12 protein-coding genes are annotated in these 15,848 nt (G+C 49.5%); all 12 read right to left on the bottom strand.

Going from position 1 to position 15,848, the window contains the following annotated elements:
- Positions 1 to 283: 283 nt before the first annotated feature.
- The 12 genes from HRU42_RS00170 to nuoC all read right to left on the bottom strand — a co-directional run bounded on the left by HRU42_RS00170 (position 284) and on the right by nuoC (position 15,846).
- A complete protein-coding gene (locus HRU42_RS00170) occupies positions 284 to 1,360 on the bottom strand; it encodes a methyltransferase (RefSeq protein ID WP_295027871.1) in 1,077 nt (358 codons plus the stop codon).
- Between the two features lie 141 nt (positions 1,361 to 1,501).
- Positions 1,502 to 2,926 carry an NADH-quinone oxidoreductase subunit N gene (locus HRU42_RS00165; RefSeq protein ID WP_295027869.1) on the bottom strand — a complete coding sequence of 475 codons (1,425 nt, stop codon included), beginning with the start codon at positions 2,924 to 2,926 and terminating at the stop codon, positions 1,502 to 1,504.
- Complete coding sequence (locus HRU42_RS00160) at positions 2,923 to 4,572, bottom strand: NuoM family protein (protein WP_295027867.1); 1,650 nt, start codon at positions 4,570 to 4,572, stop codon at positions 2,923 to 2,925. The genes HRU42_RS00165 and HRU42_RS00160 overlap by 4 nt, the downstream gene beginning before the upstream one ends.
- 79 nt (positions 4,573 to 4,651) lie before the next feature.
- Positions 4,652 to 6,556: an NADH-quinone oxidoreductase subunit L gene (gene nuoL / locus HRU42_RS00155; protein WP_295027865.1), complete on the bottom strand. Its 1,905-nt coding sequence runs from the start codon at positions 6,554 to 6,556 to the stop codon at positions 4,652 to 4,654.
- Between the two features lies 1 nt (position 6,557).
- Entirely contained in the window at positions 6,558 to 6,860 is a 303-nt protein-coding gene (gene nuoK / locus HRU42_RS00150) for an NADH-quinone oxidoreductase subunit NuoK (RefSeq protein ID WP_295027863.1), read from the bottom strand.
- Positions 6,857 to 7,501 carry an NADH-quinone oxidoreductase subunit J gene (locus tag HRU42_RS00145; protein WP_295027862.1) on the bottom strand — a complete coding sequence of 215 codons (645 nt, stop codon included), beginning with the start codon at positions 7,499 to 7,501 and terminating at the stop codon, positions 6,857 to 6,859. The genes nuoK and HRU42_RS00145 overlap by 4 nt, the downstream gene beginning before the upstream one ends.
- A complete protein-coding gene (gene nuoI / locus HRU42_RS00140; RefSeq protein WP_295027860.1) occupies positions 7,498 to 8,013 on the bottom strand; it encodes an NADH-quinone oxidoreductase subunit NuoI in 516 nt (171 codons plus the stop codon). The genes HRU42_RS00145 and nuoI overlap by 4 nt, the downstream gene beginning before the upstream one ends.
- A 14-nt stretch (positions 8,014 to 8,027) precedes the next feature.
- Positions 8,028 to 8,981, bottom strand: coding sequence for an NADH-quinone oxidoreductase subunit NuoH (gene nuoH, locus HRU42_RS00135; RefSeq protein WP_367227128.1), 954 nt, complete (start codon positions 8,979 to 8,981; stop codon positions 8,028 to 8,030).
- Positions 8,968 to 11,967, bottom strand: coding sequence for an NADH-quinone oxidoreductase subunit NuoG (gene nuoG / locus HRU42_RS00130; RefSeq protein WP_295027856.1), 3,000 nt, complete (start codon positions 11,965 to 11,967; stop codon positions 8,968 to 8,970). The genes nuoH and nuoG overlap by 14 nt, the downstream gene beginning before the upstream one ends.
- Positions 11,967 to 13,322: an NADH-quinone oxidoreductase subunit NuoF gene (nuoF, locus tag HRU42_RS00125; protein WP_295027854.1), complete on the bottom strand. Its 1,356-nt coding sequence runs from the start codon at positions 13,320 to 13,322 to the stop codon at positions 11,967 to 11,969. Before nuoF ends, nuoG begins: the two co-directional genes overlap by 1 nt.
- A complete protein-coding gene (gene nuoE / locus HRU42_RS00120; RefSeq protein WP_295027852.1) occupies positions 13,319 to 14,047 on the bottom strand; it encodes an NADH-quinone oxidoreductase subunit NuoE in 729 nt (242 codons plus the stop codon). Before nuoE ends, nuoF begins: the two co-directional genes overlap by 4 nt.
- An 8-nt stretch (positions 14,048 to 14,055) precedes the next feature.
- The gene (nuoC, locus tag HRU42_RS00115; protein WP_295027850.1) at positions 14,056 to 15,846 is read right to left on the bottom strand and encodes an NADH-quinone oxidoreductase subunit C/D; all 1,791 of its coding nucleotides are present in this window, start codon (positions 15,844 to 15,846) and stop codon (positions 14,056 to 14,058) included.
- Positions 15,847 to 15,848: the final 2 nt, after the last annotated feature.

Below are 15,848 nucleotides of genomic sequence, written 5' to 3'. Positions count from 1 at the left end.
TTTTCTATCTGCTTAGTTTGTTTTTGGTTTGTTTGAAATATCATCAACTTTACAAGTTTGATGTATTTGTAAATAAGTTTGATGTTTGGTTTTGTTGTTTTTGTGAGCGCTTTGTGGTCGGGGTAAATCTATATTATAAGGCGGGAAGTCAGCCATCTTAAATTGATGGCTGTGGGCAATGCTGAATGGTATGTAATATAGAGTTGACCACAGGGTTGCGATAAATACTTAGTCCTTAGCTGCCAGTTCTATAAAACGGGTGAATTAATGCTCTGGTTCAATATTAGCTTGGTTTTAGTTTACAGCGTAGCAAGGTATGCCCGAGCCCAATGCCGTCGATATCCTCATCGACATACAGACCGGCTTGGGAGATGAGACTCAACATATCTTTAGAGTGATACATTCTACTGTCACCATTAGCCATAGCGGTGAAGTAGATAGAGGTGGCATTGACACAATATGCGCCCGCCTCGAACGCTTGCCTGTCCCAATAGGTCTCTAAAATACACAGCTCACTTCGCGTCGTCATACTCTGAGCGGTACGTTTGAGAATGCTTAATATTTGCGGTTTGGAGAAGCAATCCAAGAATTGGCTCATCCAATAAAGGTCGCCCTCACGGCAGAAAGCTTGTGACTCATCGAGGAGATTGCATTCATAGCCCTGGACTCGGTCTGCTACATCTTTATCTTTAGCATTTTTTAAGGCGACCTTCAGCTGGCCGGGGAGATCCATGATGGTGATATTAACATCACTGTTATACCCAGTGCATGCCAGAGCCCATTTTCCGGTATTTCCGCCGACATCGACGATATGTTTAGGCTGGTTTTTAAATATTAATGGCAGTAACTGGCCAAAAGCATGATCTGAATAGTAGTGATCGAACTCGAACCAACTCTGTTTTACTTGCTCTGGTAGCTCACTCAGAGTCGGGTAGATGGTTTCCCAATCGCCGAATACCTTAAGCCCCTTTGGCTTGCCCTCGACGAGTGATGCCTCTAACTCGTATACACCTTGGTAGCAGACATCATGGACAAAATTGAGGTTTACCTTGGCCATATCATCGTGTAGTAGGAAGAAACCAATTTTATCTAAGTGATAACGTTCATCTTTATGCCAAACGAGTCTCATACTCAGGCCCATATCCAGTAATACGCTAACAGCATATTCAGATAACTGGGTGCTGTGCTGAATGTCTTCGAGTATACAGCCCGATTTACCCGCAGCATCTATCTGCGCTAATATGCCAAATTTGAGTAAACAACGTGCGACTTGAAAACTGATCGGCGCGAAAGCAATTTTTTGTGCTTCAAATTTTGCATCGAACGCACTGATATCTTGTGGTTTCTGATAGAAAGGCATAATAAATGTAGACTCGATTATATAAGTAAAAGCGCAAGTCACTCTATCATGTTGCCAGAAAATAACAGCATGATTTATCCGAGTTTGGGTCCCTTTATATTAACTTGTGATGCAGCCTGTACTCGTCCTTGATAACGCAGATCAGTGGGTGACAGCCCTGAGCATGTCGGCAAATACACTTGGAAATGTGCCTATGCCTATGACTGTTACGATAATGACCCAAGAAGTCACGCTTTGCCTCATATCCAGTTTCAATGAGACTGAGGAGCGTTCAGCCTTAGCGAGCATGATCATGATGATCCTCAGGTAAAAATAAAGGCCTATCACACTGGCAATCACCAAGAAGCTCATCGGCCACCAAAGCTGGCCGGAGATGGCGGCAGCGACAAGATAGAACTTCCCCATAAATCCTATGGTTAATGGTATGCCAGCTAAAGACAGCATGAGCACACTTAAACATGTTGCCTGCAGGGGTTGTCGCCAGAAAAGGCCGCTTAATTGCTGGATTGAGGTGTTGTTTTCCAGCTGCATTAACACTGAGAAGGTCCCCGTTAAGGTGAGCATATAGGCGAGTAGATAAAAAATCATTGCCTCAAGATTAAAGCCCATATCATTGAGCAGGTTGGTATTACCCTCGAGTAATAACATAATCAGTAGATAACCAAAGTGAGAGATAGAGGAGAAGGCCAATATTCTTAACAGTCTATCTTGCTGGAGTGCTAACAAGTTACCGATTAGCATAGATGCGACCGCGACTAGGGTGATGACGTCTAAAATCGCACTATCGGTTTGCCACTCTCCATAGCTGAACATTCTCCATAACACGATAAAAGCTGCCAATTTCGAGACGATAGCCAAGAGGGCCGTAGTGGGCAGAGGGGCGCCTTCAAAAATGTCTGCGACCCACAGATGACAAGGTACCAGAGACAGTTTGAAACAAAGCCCGGTGAGAATAAAGATCATCCCGCTAGTGGTTAAACTCAGTGGCGAACTCCCTAGGTGTTGCAGCTTGCTTGTCGACACAGCATCAAATGTCAGGCTGCCCGTTTGCAGATAGATGAGCGCGATACCCATGAGTATCAAGGCCGAAGCACCGGCCGACAGCACCAGGTATTTAATGCCGGCCTCCTGACTATTGCGATTGTGATTTGAATAGGCGATAAGCCCGACGAAAGAGAGGCTCATTAGCTCTAATGCCAGGAAAAAACTGGCGAAATGCTGACTGGCTATCATGGACACAGCGCCCAGACTCGCCGTCAATAACAGCAGATAATACTCTTCATTGGTGTTATCTGACTTATCCAGCCAATGATAAAGCTGGGACCAGAGAAAGACTAAGATGACTAATAACACCGCTGAGACCAGGGCATTTACCGGGGTGAAAATAAATAGCAGTTCAGACGTGGCAGGGGCTGTAATCAAGGACACTTGAACCAGGCAGGCACCAATTAGCCCCACACCTGTGATCAAAAAAGCATGAATGTGTGAGCGCTTCAAGGCAATACTCAGTAGCAAGATCAAAATGGTGCTCAACAATATGCCTGCCGGAAGGTAGTAGCTACTCATGATGCACTTCCTGTTATGGTGTATAGCGCGAGGACTTGGGCTAATGGCTGCGCTAGCATGTCCAATAGTGGTTGTGGGTGTATTCCCAAAAGTAGCAAGCCTGCTGCTATCGACATAAGAGTCAACTTCTCCTTCAGGCTAAGATCAGGATATGGGCTGGGGAGGGTCGGTGGTTTTACTTGTTCAGCCTCTTTGGCGCTTGCTTGATCTCCTGTGGCAATGGAGGCTAAATTCGCTTGTATTTCTGTGTCTGTGTTGTGGAGTTTTTCAGTGACCCTGCTGTGGATCATCGTCTCTGTGGTTGAATCCTGTGGCCTCGAGTCTGCGGAGCTAAAAGGTCCGAAGAAACTTTTTTGAATCATGCGCAGGGAATACACCGCACCAAGTATCAAACCCAAGGAGGCCAGAACGGCAAAACTCGTGTGCTGTTCTAAGGCGCCGACCAGTACGAGAAATTCTCCGATAAAATTGCCCAGCCCCGGCATGCCTAGGGTGGCAATGGCGAAGAAGAGCCCCATGGCGCTCAGTTGAGGTAAATAGCGCCATAAGCCGGAAAATTGATGCAGATCTCGGCTATGAAATCTTTGTTGTATCAGGCCGACGAGCATAAACAGGGCCGCGCTGCTCAGGCCATGGGCGAGCATCTGCATCACGGCGCCCTGAAGGGCGATCATGTTGAGGCTAAAGCAACCTAAGAGTACGAAGCCCATATGGCTCACACTCGAGTAGGCCACGATGCGTTTCAAGTCATGTTGAGAAAAAGCCATCAAGGCGCCGTAGATGATGCTTGCCACGGCTAGGGTCATCATCAGCGGCGACCAAAACTGCACCGCGTCGGGAAACAGGGGGAGTACGAATCGTATGATGCCGTAACCACCTGTCTTTAAGAGTATTGCCGCCAATATGATACTCGCCGCAGTGGGGGCTTGGGTGTGGGCATCGGGTAACCAAGGGTGAAAGGGAAAGGCGGGCAGCTTGACCAGAAAAGCGATAATAAAACCTAAACAGATCCAGATGGCCATCGGGGAAGCGATGGGCGTGAGAGTGAGCACATGGTAGTTGAAGCTAAGCAGGCCTGTCTGCTGATAATGAAATACCACTAAAGCTATGATGCTCAGTAGCATCAATAATCCGCCAGCCTGAGTAAACAAGAAGAATTTCAGCGCGGCATATCGACGATTTTCATGTCCCCATATGGCAATAAGAAAATACATGGGAACCAACATGACTTCCCAGAAGACGAAGAAGAGCAGTAGATCCATCGCCAGAAAAACGCCGATGATCCCGGCCAAGGTCCAGAGAAAATTAAAGTAGAAGAATCCCTGATGTTTGTCAATTTCACTCCAGGCGGAAGAGAGGGCGGCTAGCCCCATCAATAGGGTCAGTAATATCAAGATCAGGCTTAATCCATCCATGGAAAAGTGAGCCGTGATATTAAACCTGTCAATCCAGGCATGGCTCTCATCGAAAAGCCACTGACTGCTTCGGGCAAGTGGGCGGGTTAATGTCAGAGCAGTGATATAGACCAAGCTGGTTATCAGTGTGAACAGAGATATTCTGCGTGGCAAATTTGGATTAAAGCCTTGACTGTACCAGGCCAGCAGCCCGCCTAGGAGTGGAATTAAGATTAAGCACAGCAGGGTCATCTTATCAGCCTTAATAGGTTAACTAATGCATGGGTTAAAACGAAACAAGGCAGCAAACTATAGGGCTGGCGAGGTGAGTTCATCTTATGACTCCCCATGCGATAGCTAAGATGCTAAATACGATCAGACTGGCGCTGTAACGTCTTAGTTGCCCCGTTTGCAATCGATTGAACATCAGGTGGAGGCGATAGCTGATTGTCTCGAGTGTTCGAAAACTCGCATCGATAATGTCGTGGCGATTGAGGTAAGTGAGTTTTTTAAAAGGTGTGATAAAAACGCGAGTGAACAAGGTATCGAAACCCCAGCCTGAATGTATAAAACGGCCTAAACCCAGTTTATCGGCGGGTTTATCTCTACTGCTTTGACCAAAACAAAACCAGGCTAAGAGCACACCGAACAACGGCACTAGGATAGGTAAGCTATGTTCCAGAGGTGTCAGGCCTGAAGATGAGTCAAGGGTTAACTCGCCAAACTGGTGCACGACCCCTTGTGGCTGTATGCCACCGAGTAAGGCCAGTGTCATCAAGACAATAAGGACGGCCCCCATAACTGCCGGGGTTTTATGGCTAGGCGCATGGCCAGGCTTTCCCATGAAGATAATAAAGAATAACTTGCCACTGTATAGCGCGGTAAATAATGCGCCTAATAAGGCTCCCCACCATAAGAGTGGCTGCTCAGCCATTGCCACCTGCTGTAAAATTAACTCCTTGCTGAAGAATCCCGATGTCATGGGCAGAGAGGCAAGAGCGGCGCAGCCTATGGCAAAGCTCAGAGCCAGTAAAGGCAGCTTCTTTCTCAGGCCGCCCATCTTCATTATGTCTTGCTCATGATTCATGCAATAGATCAATGCCCCGGCGCTGAGAAACAGTAGGGCCTTGAAAAATGCGTGGGTCATCAGATGAAAGATTGCCGTAGATGCGGCGCCGACGCCTAAGGCTAAAAACATATAGCCAAGTTGACTGATGGTCGAGTAGGCCAATATGCGTTTCAGATCCGTTTGCAACAGTGCCGAAGTCGCGCCGAGCAGTAAGGTCAATACCCCAACTATGGCGATAAGCAGCAATACCTGAGGGGCAAGTTGGTACAGGGCATCATTTCTTGCTATCAAGTATATACCAGCGGTCACCATAGTCGCCGCGTGAATGAGCGCACTGACTGGTGTCGGGCCCGCCATGGCATCGGGTAACCAGGAATGTAATGGCATCTGCGCCGACTTTCCCGCGGCTCCGGCAAATAAAAGTAGGCAAGAAAGTACAATTAACGGGTTTTCTTCTGGGGAATTAGCGAGTAGAAATGTTTGAGATTGCTGCTGTATTTGTTGAATATTTAGGGTGTCGAACTGATAAAACAGCAGTATGATTCCGATTAACATGGCTGTGTCGCCGATGCGGGTGATGATGAAAGCCTTGTTGGCGGCCCTGTTATTGTCCGTTTTCTGATACCAAAATCCAATTAAAAGATAGCTGCACAGGCCCACGCCTTCCCATCCCAGATAGAGGAGCACCAGGTTGTCGGCCAGCACCAGAATTAGCATGGAGGATACAAACAAGTTTAAGTAAGCGAAGAAGCGGCATTGATCGGCATCTTGGAGCATATAACTTGCCGAATAAACATGGATCAGGGCGCCGATGCAGCAGATGATGGTGATCATCACCAGGGATAAAGGGTCCAGATACAGGCCAAAGCTCAGCTTGAGTGCACCTGTATGTTGTGCAGCGCCCCCCAAAGAAGCTAATTGTGAGGTGTCGATACTCAGCCACTCTCCCAAGGAAGCCTGAATGATAAATAACTCTTCATCCCAGACTTGTACATTGAGTATTAGGGCCAACAGGGCTGCCAGGCTCACTGAGCTAACCCCGAGTATTCTTGTCCACCGATCATTGGGCTGAAATAAAATCAATACTGCCGCGCTGCACAGGGGAAGCAGAGGAATGGCCATCAATAGATTATTTACCAATAGATCATTCATCAATAAACTGTTCATATTATCCCTTCAGCTTAGTGAGTTTATCGACATCTAAATCTTGCTGTTGTCGATAAATATGAATAACCAAAGCCAGACCAACAGCGACTTCACAGGCGGCCAGCGTGAGGATGAATAGATACATGATTTGGCCATCGACATTGCCATGCAGACTCGAGGCGGCGACAAATATCAGGGCTACGCCATTGAGCATTATCTCCAGTGAGATCAGCATAAAGAGTAAATTTCGGCGACTCAATAAGCCGAACAGACCGATAGCGAACAGCACCCCACTTAACACCAGTATCCAAGTGATCGCTATCATCGGTATTCACCTCGGGTTTGCTTGTTCGTCTCTTGCTTGGTGATGTCGTTGACATTGACGTCTGGGGTGAATTCGCTAGAACCTAAACTTGGTGCCTGCCCAGCTTCAGTATCCGTGGATGAATGTGGGATGCTGCCTTGCTTGGTGATATGGATGGCAGTGACAAGCGCGGCCAGCAGCATGATGGCAGCTAACACGACCAGGACCCGATAGGAGCCGAAGAGCTGTATGGCTAGCTGTTTCACCGTCTGATCCACAGGTACTGCGCTAGCGATTATCTCTCGATGTAGGCCAACTGAGCCTAAGGAGATCAAGATGAGCTCTATGACCAAGAGCGTTGATAATATCAGGGGGCCTTTAGCCACCTTAGGATTAAACAATAGCCGCTCTGCTGTTAAGCTGCGTTCTCCCTGGTGCAGCATCATGGTGACAAAAACGAATAGCACCATGACGGCGCCTGCGTAGACAATGATCTGTAGTGCAGCGGCAAAAGGCGATCCCAGCAGGAAGAAAATCAGTGCGATGGCCAACATCATGGTGACCAGATACAGCAGAGCATGTACCACATTATGGGCGCAAACAGTGAGAAGCGCCGATATGATGGCGACGGCGGCTGTGATGACAAATATGATGTCAATCATGGCAGCAGACTCCTGACATTGATGGGGGCTTGCTCGTCGATGGCCTCACCTTTAGCCTTGCCCGTTATGGCCTTACCACTGACCTTATAGAAATTATACTTGTGATACTTCCCCGGGCCTGAAATCAGCAGATGATGCTTCTCGTAGACCAAATTTTGCCTGTCATATTCCGCCATCTCAAAATCAGGCGTGAGTTGAATCGCGTGGGTCGGACAGGCTTCTTCGCAGAAGCCGCACAGGATGCAACGGGAAAAGTTGATGGTGAAGGTCTTTGCCTCCCAGCGACCATCGGGTTTCTCGGTTTTCTCTACCGAGATACAATCGACGGGACAGGCGACTGAGCAGAGATTACACGCGACGCAACGTTCCTCACCATCGGGATCTCGTGTCAGCACAATTCGGCCTCGATATCGGGGAGAGAGGTAAGGTTTTTGCTCCGGATACTGCACCGTATCGGCGGGGGTGAAGGTATGCTTCAAGATGGTGATCAAGGTTCTTATTTGGCTGAGCATGATCCACTCTCCGATTAGAAACCTAGTGTTAACTGCCATAGGGCGGTTAACAGCAGGTTGAGTAAAGTGAGCGGCAATAATACCGCCCAGCCCAGTCGCATCAGTTGATCGTATCTGGGCCTAGGTATAGCGGCTCTCAGCAGAATAAAAAACACCACGAAGAATCCTGTTTTTAACAGGAACCAGATAATCGGTGGCAGCACAGGTCCTTGCCAGCCCCCAAAATAGAGGGTGGTGATAAGCGCGGAGACAAAGATGACGCCCAGATACTCACCAATGAAGAACATGCCAAATTTCATGCTGGAATACTCGGTATGAAATCCTGCCACTATCTCAGTTTCGGCCTCGGGGAGATCGAAGGGAGCACGGTGACTCTCAGCCACGCCCGCGATCAGAAACAGCACAAAACCCAAGGGCTGACTCAGAATAAACCAGTAATTTTCCTGAGCCGCCACGATGTCGTTGAGGCTAAAACTGCCGGTGATGATGACAACGCCCATCAGAGCTAGCCCCATAAACACCTCATAAGAAAGCATTTGAGCCGCGGTTCGCATCGCGCCCAATAGGGCATACTTACTGTTGGAGGAGAAACCCGCGAGCATGATGCTGTAAACCGACAGTGAACTCAGCGCCAGGATAAACAGCAAGGCATTATCGAAATTGGCTATCTGAATATCTGGGGAGAAAGGTATGATGGCGAAACCGAGTAAGGTCATTATCATCAAGATCATCGGCGCGATAACAAACAGGGCCTTATCGGCGAAGGGCGGGACCCAATCCTCCTTGGTGAAGATTTTTATCATGTCGGCAACCACTTGCAGCAGTCCCCAGGGGCCGACCCGATTGGGCCCCAATCTATCTTGCCAGACCGCGAGTAATCGTCTCTCGAGCCAGGTAGACCAAGCAGCGCTTAGCAGTAATAGCAATAACACGCTGGTGGGAACCAGTAACACCTCATGTAGGACCATCACTGTTCTCCTTAGCCTTGAGTGAGATTATCTTAGCTCGCTGCCCCAGTAAGGTGAATATCAGGTTGGGTACTAATGCGATATCGGGAGACATATTTTTATCGAATTTACACATGAGCTGGGCGGCGCTATGCTCACCTTGGATCTGAGCTTCCTCTCCTTCGATGAGATTGAGCGAGGCGGCAAGGCTTGGGTGGATTTTTAGGCAGGGCTTAGGACTCATGGACTGTATCGACGATGAATAGCTCGCCAGCTCAAAATCGGCATATAGGTTAGCCGAAGGCATTAAGCGGATGCTGGCACTGGTTAACGCTGAGCTATTGGTTTCCTTTCGACTCGCATTGGTTTGCAGCCCATTTTCTTGCTCAGTTTGATGAGCATCTGAGCATGCAGACAGGCTCGATGGGGAGGCTTGAGAGAAAAGGGTGATCCCCAAGGTCCAGGGGGAGTGGCTCTTATTGCAGGCATTGCCGCAACGATGGGCGCCTTGATCTGAGTTCCATTTTGGTGACCAGGCATTAGCCGGCAAGACAGTGATCATCTGTACCTGACTCTGACGAAATCCCTCGACGCCTTCCATAGATTGAACAAAAGGCGTGCCAGAAGCCGATATTGGCATCTGCTCTTTGACATCATTAACGGCATGTATCGCCGTTCTTGCACTGGCACGTTGTGGTTGGCTGGCGATACGGAACGGGGAGTCTCTATGTATATGAGCGAGATCTGAGAATGTCTCTATGGGGGCCAGTACAAGAAAATGCCGAGATAACCAACGATGGATCTCTGCTGGGTTAGGTAAATCCGTCAGCTCTGCCAGCCAGACCCAGGGCATCATGCGCTGATTAAGCCCCGATAGGGTGGCAAACCCATGCTGCAGTCTTCCTTCTGAGCTGAGGTAACAGCCTTGGGATTCGGCAAAGGAGCCGCTGGGCAATATTAGATCTGCCATCTTCGCGGTTGGGGTTAACATGTGATCTATGACGATAATATTATCTATCGCATCCAATGCGGCTTCTAGTTGCTCGGCCTCCATATAGCGATACAGATCTGTCTCTAGAATAATCAAGGTATCAGGGGCGTTATGAGCCGAGTTTTCTTGGTCTCTTTCGCCCTCTTGGCCCATAATTCTGGCGATGAAGGAGTCGATACCCAGATAATTCGCCTCAGTCGCCTTATTCTCGATAAGCAGGCCAAAATGAAGATCGTTTACCTGCTTGGTCACCCCATAAAAACCCGCATGTGGCTTAATTTGTTTGAGCAAACTGGCAATGTTAAGGCTAGCGCCGAGCAGCGCCGGATCTTGACTCTGAAGGCCGCAGATCACCAAGGGAGTGTCGGCAGCTAACAGGGCTGCGACTATGCGCCGCGCCGAAGCAGAATATGACCCTGTATTTGTGTGTGTTTCTATGTCGTCAAGGCTGTTCGTTTCGTCAAGGCTGTTCGTTTCGCCAAGGCTGTTAGCTTCGTCAAGGCTCTTCGTTTCTTCAAGGCTATTTGCTTCGTCAAGTCTGTGCGCGAGCAGATCCTGTATCTCTTGGAGCAAGATCACCTGCTCACTGGGGGAAATGATCACTTGCTCAGTTGCCAGATTGGATAATTGACCGGGTTCGCTGGCGATAATCGCTAAAGGCGAACGGCTGGTTTGCGCTATATTTCTCACAGGACCATCTTGCCAAGCGGCTAGGCCCAATTTTGCGGCTTTTTTTATGCCCAAATTACGGCTCATCTGCCTGATGGCGAGTGCGAGTCTGGGCGCCGTGTGGCTAATGTCTTCATTGATGATCAAGGCGGCGTCGCAAGCTTGGGCCTGTTTGATGGAAAATGGACTGACGCTATTGCTCCGATAAGCACTGCACAGCATGTGTAGCATCTGGACTTGCAAGTCCGGCACGCCCAGATAAAAGTTGTCCTGACCCACAAGTTTCATCAGCGCGGCATTATTTTCTATCTGTGTTCTGGCGGAGCCGATGGCAATGCACTTGCCTAATTTTTGCTGATTAAGTGCGGCTTGCTGGTTATCGATAATTGCCGGTGAAAGAAGCTTAGCGAGCTGCTGTTTGGCCTCCGCGGTGGACAGGATAACGCAACGCTTGTCGGCGTTATTGCGCAGCAAGGGAGCATCGAGTCGCTCACTGTGATTGACATGTTCATAACCAAATAAGCCGATGTTGCACAGAAAATGGCCGTTGATCTCATCATGCCTGCGGTTAGTTATCCTGCGCACCTTGTGATCTCTTTCACTCACTGTGATATTACAGCCCAGGCTGCAGTGGGGGCACACAGTAGGGGCGGTTTGCAGGTCCCATTTGCGTATGTAGTGCTCGGAGAAGGGTTTATCGGTAAACACCCCGGTCGGGCAAACCTCGGCCAAGTTACCCGAGAAGCTATTTTCTAGGGCTCCGGCGCTTGCCCGGCCAAAATAGAGATGGCTTTTCGAGCCAAACACATTGAAGTCGTCTCCACCACAGTAGTCCCGATAGAAGCGGACGCAGCGATAGCATCCGATACAGCGGTTCATCTCATGATTGAGCATGGGACCTAAATATTGATTTAGATGGGTGCGTTTCTTGCCTGTGTAACGTCGGTTGATATGACCACTGATGACGGTCATATCCTGCAAATGACAATTCCCCCCCTCTTCACACACAGGGCAGTCGTGAGGGTGCTGGGTCATGATGGCTTCGATATTGGTTTGTCTAAATTGTGTTGATTGGCTATCTTGCATCGAGATTATCATGCCATCCACTACTGGCGTCATACACGCCATGACCAAGCGTCCGACCTTGTCCTCATGGTCTCGATATTGCGTAATAGCGCATTGTCTACAGGCGCCCACCGAGCCCAGCTCAGCATGCCAACAGAAATAGGGCAGATCTAATCCAAGTGTCAGACAGGTTTGCAGCAGATTTTCATTTGGCGATACTCGGTAGGCCTGGTTATCTATGGTGATGCTGACCCTGTCTGTTTCAGTGTTGGGATGATTCATCACGTCCCCTCGACTCGGTTAGCATTTATCTTGCTAAGTGTCTCAGTTGTAGATAGCGCGTCATGATAGGGACAGCATTGATGACTGATATGTGCCTCAAAATCTTGCCTGAAATAGTTAAGCGCACTTTGTAACGGTTCGACCGCGCCAGGGGCGAGTGCGCAAAAGGTATTGCCGGGCGCGGCGAAATCGCACAGTTCCTGCAGCTGATCTATGTCCTTTAGTTCACCTTGTCCTCGCTCAATTTTTTCGAGTAAGGACACGGCCCAGGGCAGGCCATCTCTGCAAGGTGTGCACCAGCCACAAGACTCCTGAGCGAAGAAGCGCACCAGGTTGAGCACCATGGCGACGGGGCAATATTGATCGTCCAAGATGATGATGGTACCTGTGCCCATGCGGCTGCCTAACTTGCCAATTTCGTCGTAATCCATAAGAGCATCTAAGTGCTCTTCGAGGAGGAAATCAGTGGAGCCACCGCCGGGAAGAAAACCTTTGATTTGATAACCATCGCACATGCCGCCGGCATGGCGTTCGATGATCTCTCTGATGGATGTGCCCATGGGGAGTTCCCACAGTCCAGGACGCTTGACTCTGCCGCTGACGCCGAAGATTTTTGTGCCCGCGTCTTGTCCCTTGCCGAGCGAGTTAAACCAGTCGCTACCGAAATTGATGATATGAGGCAGATTACAAAATGTCTCAACATTGTTGACTATGGTTGGTTTTCCCCAAAGACCGGCCACTTGAGGGAAGGGGGGCTTAGCCCTTGGCGTCGCTCGTTTGCCCTCCATGGCGTTGATAAGCGCAGTTTCTTCGCCGCAGATATAACGCCCGGCACTGGAATGGATATGAATGTCGAAGTTAAACGCTTGTCCTTGAATGCCTCGCCCTAAGATGTCTCGGCCGAGTAACTGGTGTTGCTTGCATTCCTCTATCGCCTGCTGCAGTCTTTCCTCGGCGAGATAGTAGTCACCTCGAAGGAAGATGTAGCCCTGGGTCGCCCCTAAGGTTAATCCGCCAATCAGCAGGCCTTCGATGATCTGGTGTGGGGTCTGTTCAAGCAGCCAGCGGTCTTTAAATGCACCAGGCTCCATCTCATCGGCGTTGACTATCAAGTATTTTTCCCGAGGCGCGTCGACTCCGCGAGGGACAAAGCTCCACTTGAGTCCGGTGGGAAAACCAGCTCCACCGCGGCCCCTCAGGTTCGATTGTTTGATGCTGGCCAGCAGCTCATCCGCACTCATCGCCATCGCCTGGGTTAATCCATCATATCCGCCATGACTCAGGTACTCAGACAGTTGCCAGCAATTAGCATTATCGGTAATGAAACGAGTCAAGGGATTTTGAGGAGGAGTCATATTTTATGTCCCTCAAGTTCATCGATCAACTGAGCTATTTTACTCACGGTTAGGTGCGGGTAGACTCGCTTCGACGCGATCATTACCGGCGCTTTATCACATGCCCCCAGGCAAGGAAGAGGAATGAGGGTGAAGCGGTTATCCGGCGTCGTTTCACCGGGGTTAAGCTGTAATTTCTGGCAAATGGCTGCGCGGACCTCGACTCCGCCCATCAAGTCGCAACTGATGCCATCACAGGGGTGCAGCACTACCTCACCTACGGCTTGCCTAAATATCAGGTTATAGAAGGTGGCGACAGAATCCAGATCCGCAACCGACACCTGAATATAAGCGGACAGCAGAGATAAACTGGCATCGCTCACCCAGCCTCTTTGTTGTTGAATCACCTTGAGTGCATCGATGGAGACTGCTGCCGGATATGGGGCCGATGCCAGCAGCTTATCGAGCTGCTTGGTTTCGCATGGTTTCAGTTGGGATGAATCAGCAGCAGCTTGCCTGTCTTCAACCTTGGCTAGAGTCTCTGCGCTGGGGGTTAGCCTCGACTCAGCCAGTGTGCTACGGACTGGCAACTCACCCTGAGTATGGCGCTTCTCTGGTGTGGTGAATGTCGCTTGTGTGTGATTGCCCGCCTGCTCATCGGTCGAAGCATCGCCGTTCGAGGGAAGGTCAGTGGACATGACTTCCTGAATAGAGATCCTCAATAGCTGCTCATAATTGTGTGTCATATCAGCCCCTACCTGTCCACATCGGCCATAACAAAATCGATACTGGCTAAGATCACAATCAAGTCGGCCACCATTAGCCCCTTTGCCAAGGTCGGGATCATCTGCAAATGGGGGAAAGAGGGGGTGCGGATCCGAGTGCGATAACTTGAGCTGGTACCGTCCGATATCAGGGTGTAAGCGTTGATGCCTTTAGTGGCTTCAACGGCAAAACTTGACTCACCCTTGGGCATCACAGCGCCCCAACTCACATTCATAAAGTGTTGGATCAGGGTGTCGATATCTTGCTTGCTCCTGTCGCTTCTCGGAGGCGTGGTTAATGGGTGGTCTGCCTTATAATTTCCCTGTGGCATATTATCTATGCATTGTTGGATTATCTTTATGCTTTGTCTCATCTCATCGACTCTGAGTTGGCATCTGTCATAAGCATCGCCATTGTGAGCTATTGGAATATCGAACTGATAGTTGTCATAACCAGAGTAGGGGCGGGATTTACGCAGATCCCACTCTAGACCCGTGGCTCTTATACCCACGCCGGAGATGTTCCATTCGAGGGCCTGCTGGGTGTCATACTGGCCTATGCCAACGGCGCGATTTTTGAGTATGCTGTTTTGCATCACCATGACTTCGTATTCATCTAGCTTAGCCGGGAAGTAATCGACGAATTCCTGCATCATGATATGCCAGCCCTGAGGCAGGTCTTGGGCCACACCACCAATACGAAACCAGCTTGGATGCATGCGAGCGCCTGTGATGGCCTCTATGATGCTGAACAGTTTTTCTCGGTCGATAAACAGATAAAAGATGGGAGATAGCTGACCGACATCTTGGGCAAACGTGCCGAAGAACAACATATGACTCAAGATGCGAAAGCACTCGGCCAACATGACTCGGATGCACTCGACTCGCTTCGATACCCGAATGTCGGCTAATTGTTCTATGGCCAAGATATAGGGGAAGTTGTTCATCACCCCACCTAAATAGTCAATTCTGTCGGTGTAGGGAATAAAGCCATGCCAGGTCTGACGCTCCGCTATCTTTTCGGCGCCTCTATGGTGGTAACCGATATCGGGTACCGAATTTATAATCTGCTCACCATCGAGTTGCAGCGCGATTCTAAATACCCCGTGTACGCTGGGATGGTTCGGGCCCAGATTGAGAAACAGGTAATCATTATCAGCGCTACTTTCATCCATGCCCCACTCTTTAGGATTGAATCTGAGTGCATCTTGCTCTCTGGCAAGCTTCTCATCATCGAGAGTGAATGGCTCAGTCTCGGTGGCGCGGCAGGGAAACTCTTTGCGTAGGGGGTGACCCTGATAGGTCGGTGGTAACAGAATACGGCACAAGTTAGGGTGTGCATCGAATACGATGCCGAACAGGTCCCAGACTTCACGCTCATACCAGTTTGCCGAGGGCCAGATGGAGGTGATACTGGCTTGATGTTCGTTATCCTCAAGCGCCACCTTAAGGCGAATATCTTGGTTTCTTTCTATGGACAGGACTTGATACACCAAGGTGAAGTCTTTGGCCGGCAGCAGGGCTTTATCTAGCCTAAGGCGCTCGTCTACGGCATAGAGGTCGAACAGAAAATTGAACGGCTCAGGAATCGATTTGAGCAGGATTAAGGCGGGAATAAGCCGATGTTTATCTATCCAGAGGGTGAGAATATTGTCCGCCGTGCTCTGCTCAATGGCTTGGTCTTCCAGGAGTCGCTCTAATTCAGGCAGCATGGCTAATGTCAGCTCCAGCTTGAGCGTCTGAGAGGGTATTGCTGACATCTCCTTCGTCATGCTAGTCATCT

Origin of the sequence: Shewanella sp. (assembly GCF_013214165.1) — a bacterium.
Lineage (GTDB): Bacteria > Pseudomonadota > Gammaproteobacteria > Enterobacterales > Shewanellaceae > Shewanella.
The sequence above is the reverse complement of the archived record's forward strand: the minus strand, read 5'-3'. Positions and strand labels throughout refer to the sequence as shown.

Coding starts and splice junctions, on each gene's coding strand:
- HRU42_RS00170 (WP_295027871.1), bottom strand. CDS start 1,360: ATGCCTTTCTATCAGAAACCACAAGATATCAGTGCGTTCGATGCAAAA.
- HRU42_RS00165 (WP_295027869.1), bottom strand. CDS start 2,926: ATGAGTAGCTACTACCTTCCGGCAGGCATATTGTTGAGCACCATTTTG.
- HRU42_RS00160 (WP_295027867.1), bottom strand. CDS start 4,572: ATGACCCTGCTGTGCTTAATCTTAATTCCACTCCTAGGCGGGCTGCTG.
- nuoL (WP_295027865.1), bottom strand. CDS start 6,556: ATGAACAGTTTATTGATGAATGATCTATTGGTAAATAATCTATTGATG.
- nuoK (WP_295027863.1), bottom strand. CDS start 6,860: ATGATAGCGATCACTTGGATACTGGTGTTAAGTGGGGTGCTGTTCGCT.
- HRU42_RS00145 (WP_295027862.1), bottom strand. CDS start 7,501: ATGATTGACATCATATTTGTCATCACAGCCGCCGTCGCCATCATATCG.
- nuoI (WP_295027860.1), bottom strand. CDS start 8,013: ATGCTCAGCCAAATAAGAACCTTGATCACCATCTTGAAGCATACCTTC.
- nuoH (WP_367227128.1), bottom strand. CDS start 8,981: ATGGTCCTACATGAGGTGTTACTGGTTCCCACCAGCGTGTTATTGCTA.
- nuoG (WP_295027856.1), bottom strand. CDS start 11,967: ATGAATCATCCCAACACTGAAACAGACAGGGTCAGCATCACCATAGAT.
- nuoF (WP_295027854.1), bottom strand. CDS start 13,322: ATGACTCCTCCTCAAAATCCCTTGACTCGTTTCATTACCGATAATGCT.
- nuoE (WP_295027852.1), bottom strand. CDS start 14,047: ATGACACACAATTATGAGCAGCTATTGAGGATCTCTATTCAGGAAGTC.
- nuoC (WP_295027850.1), bottom strand. CDS start 15,846: ATGACTAGCATGACGAAGGAGATGTCAGCAATACCCTCTCAGACGCTC.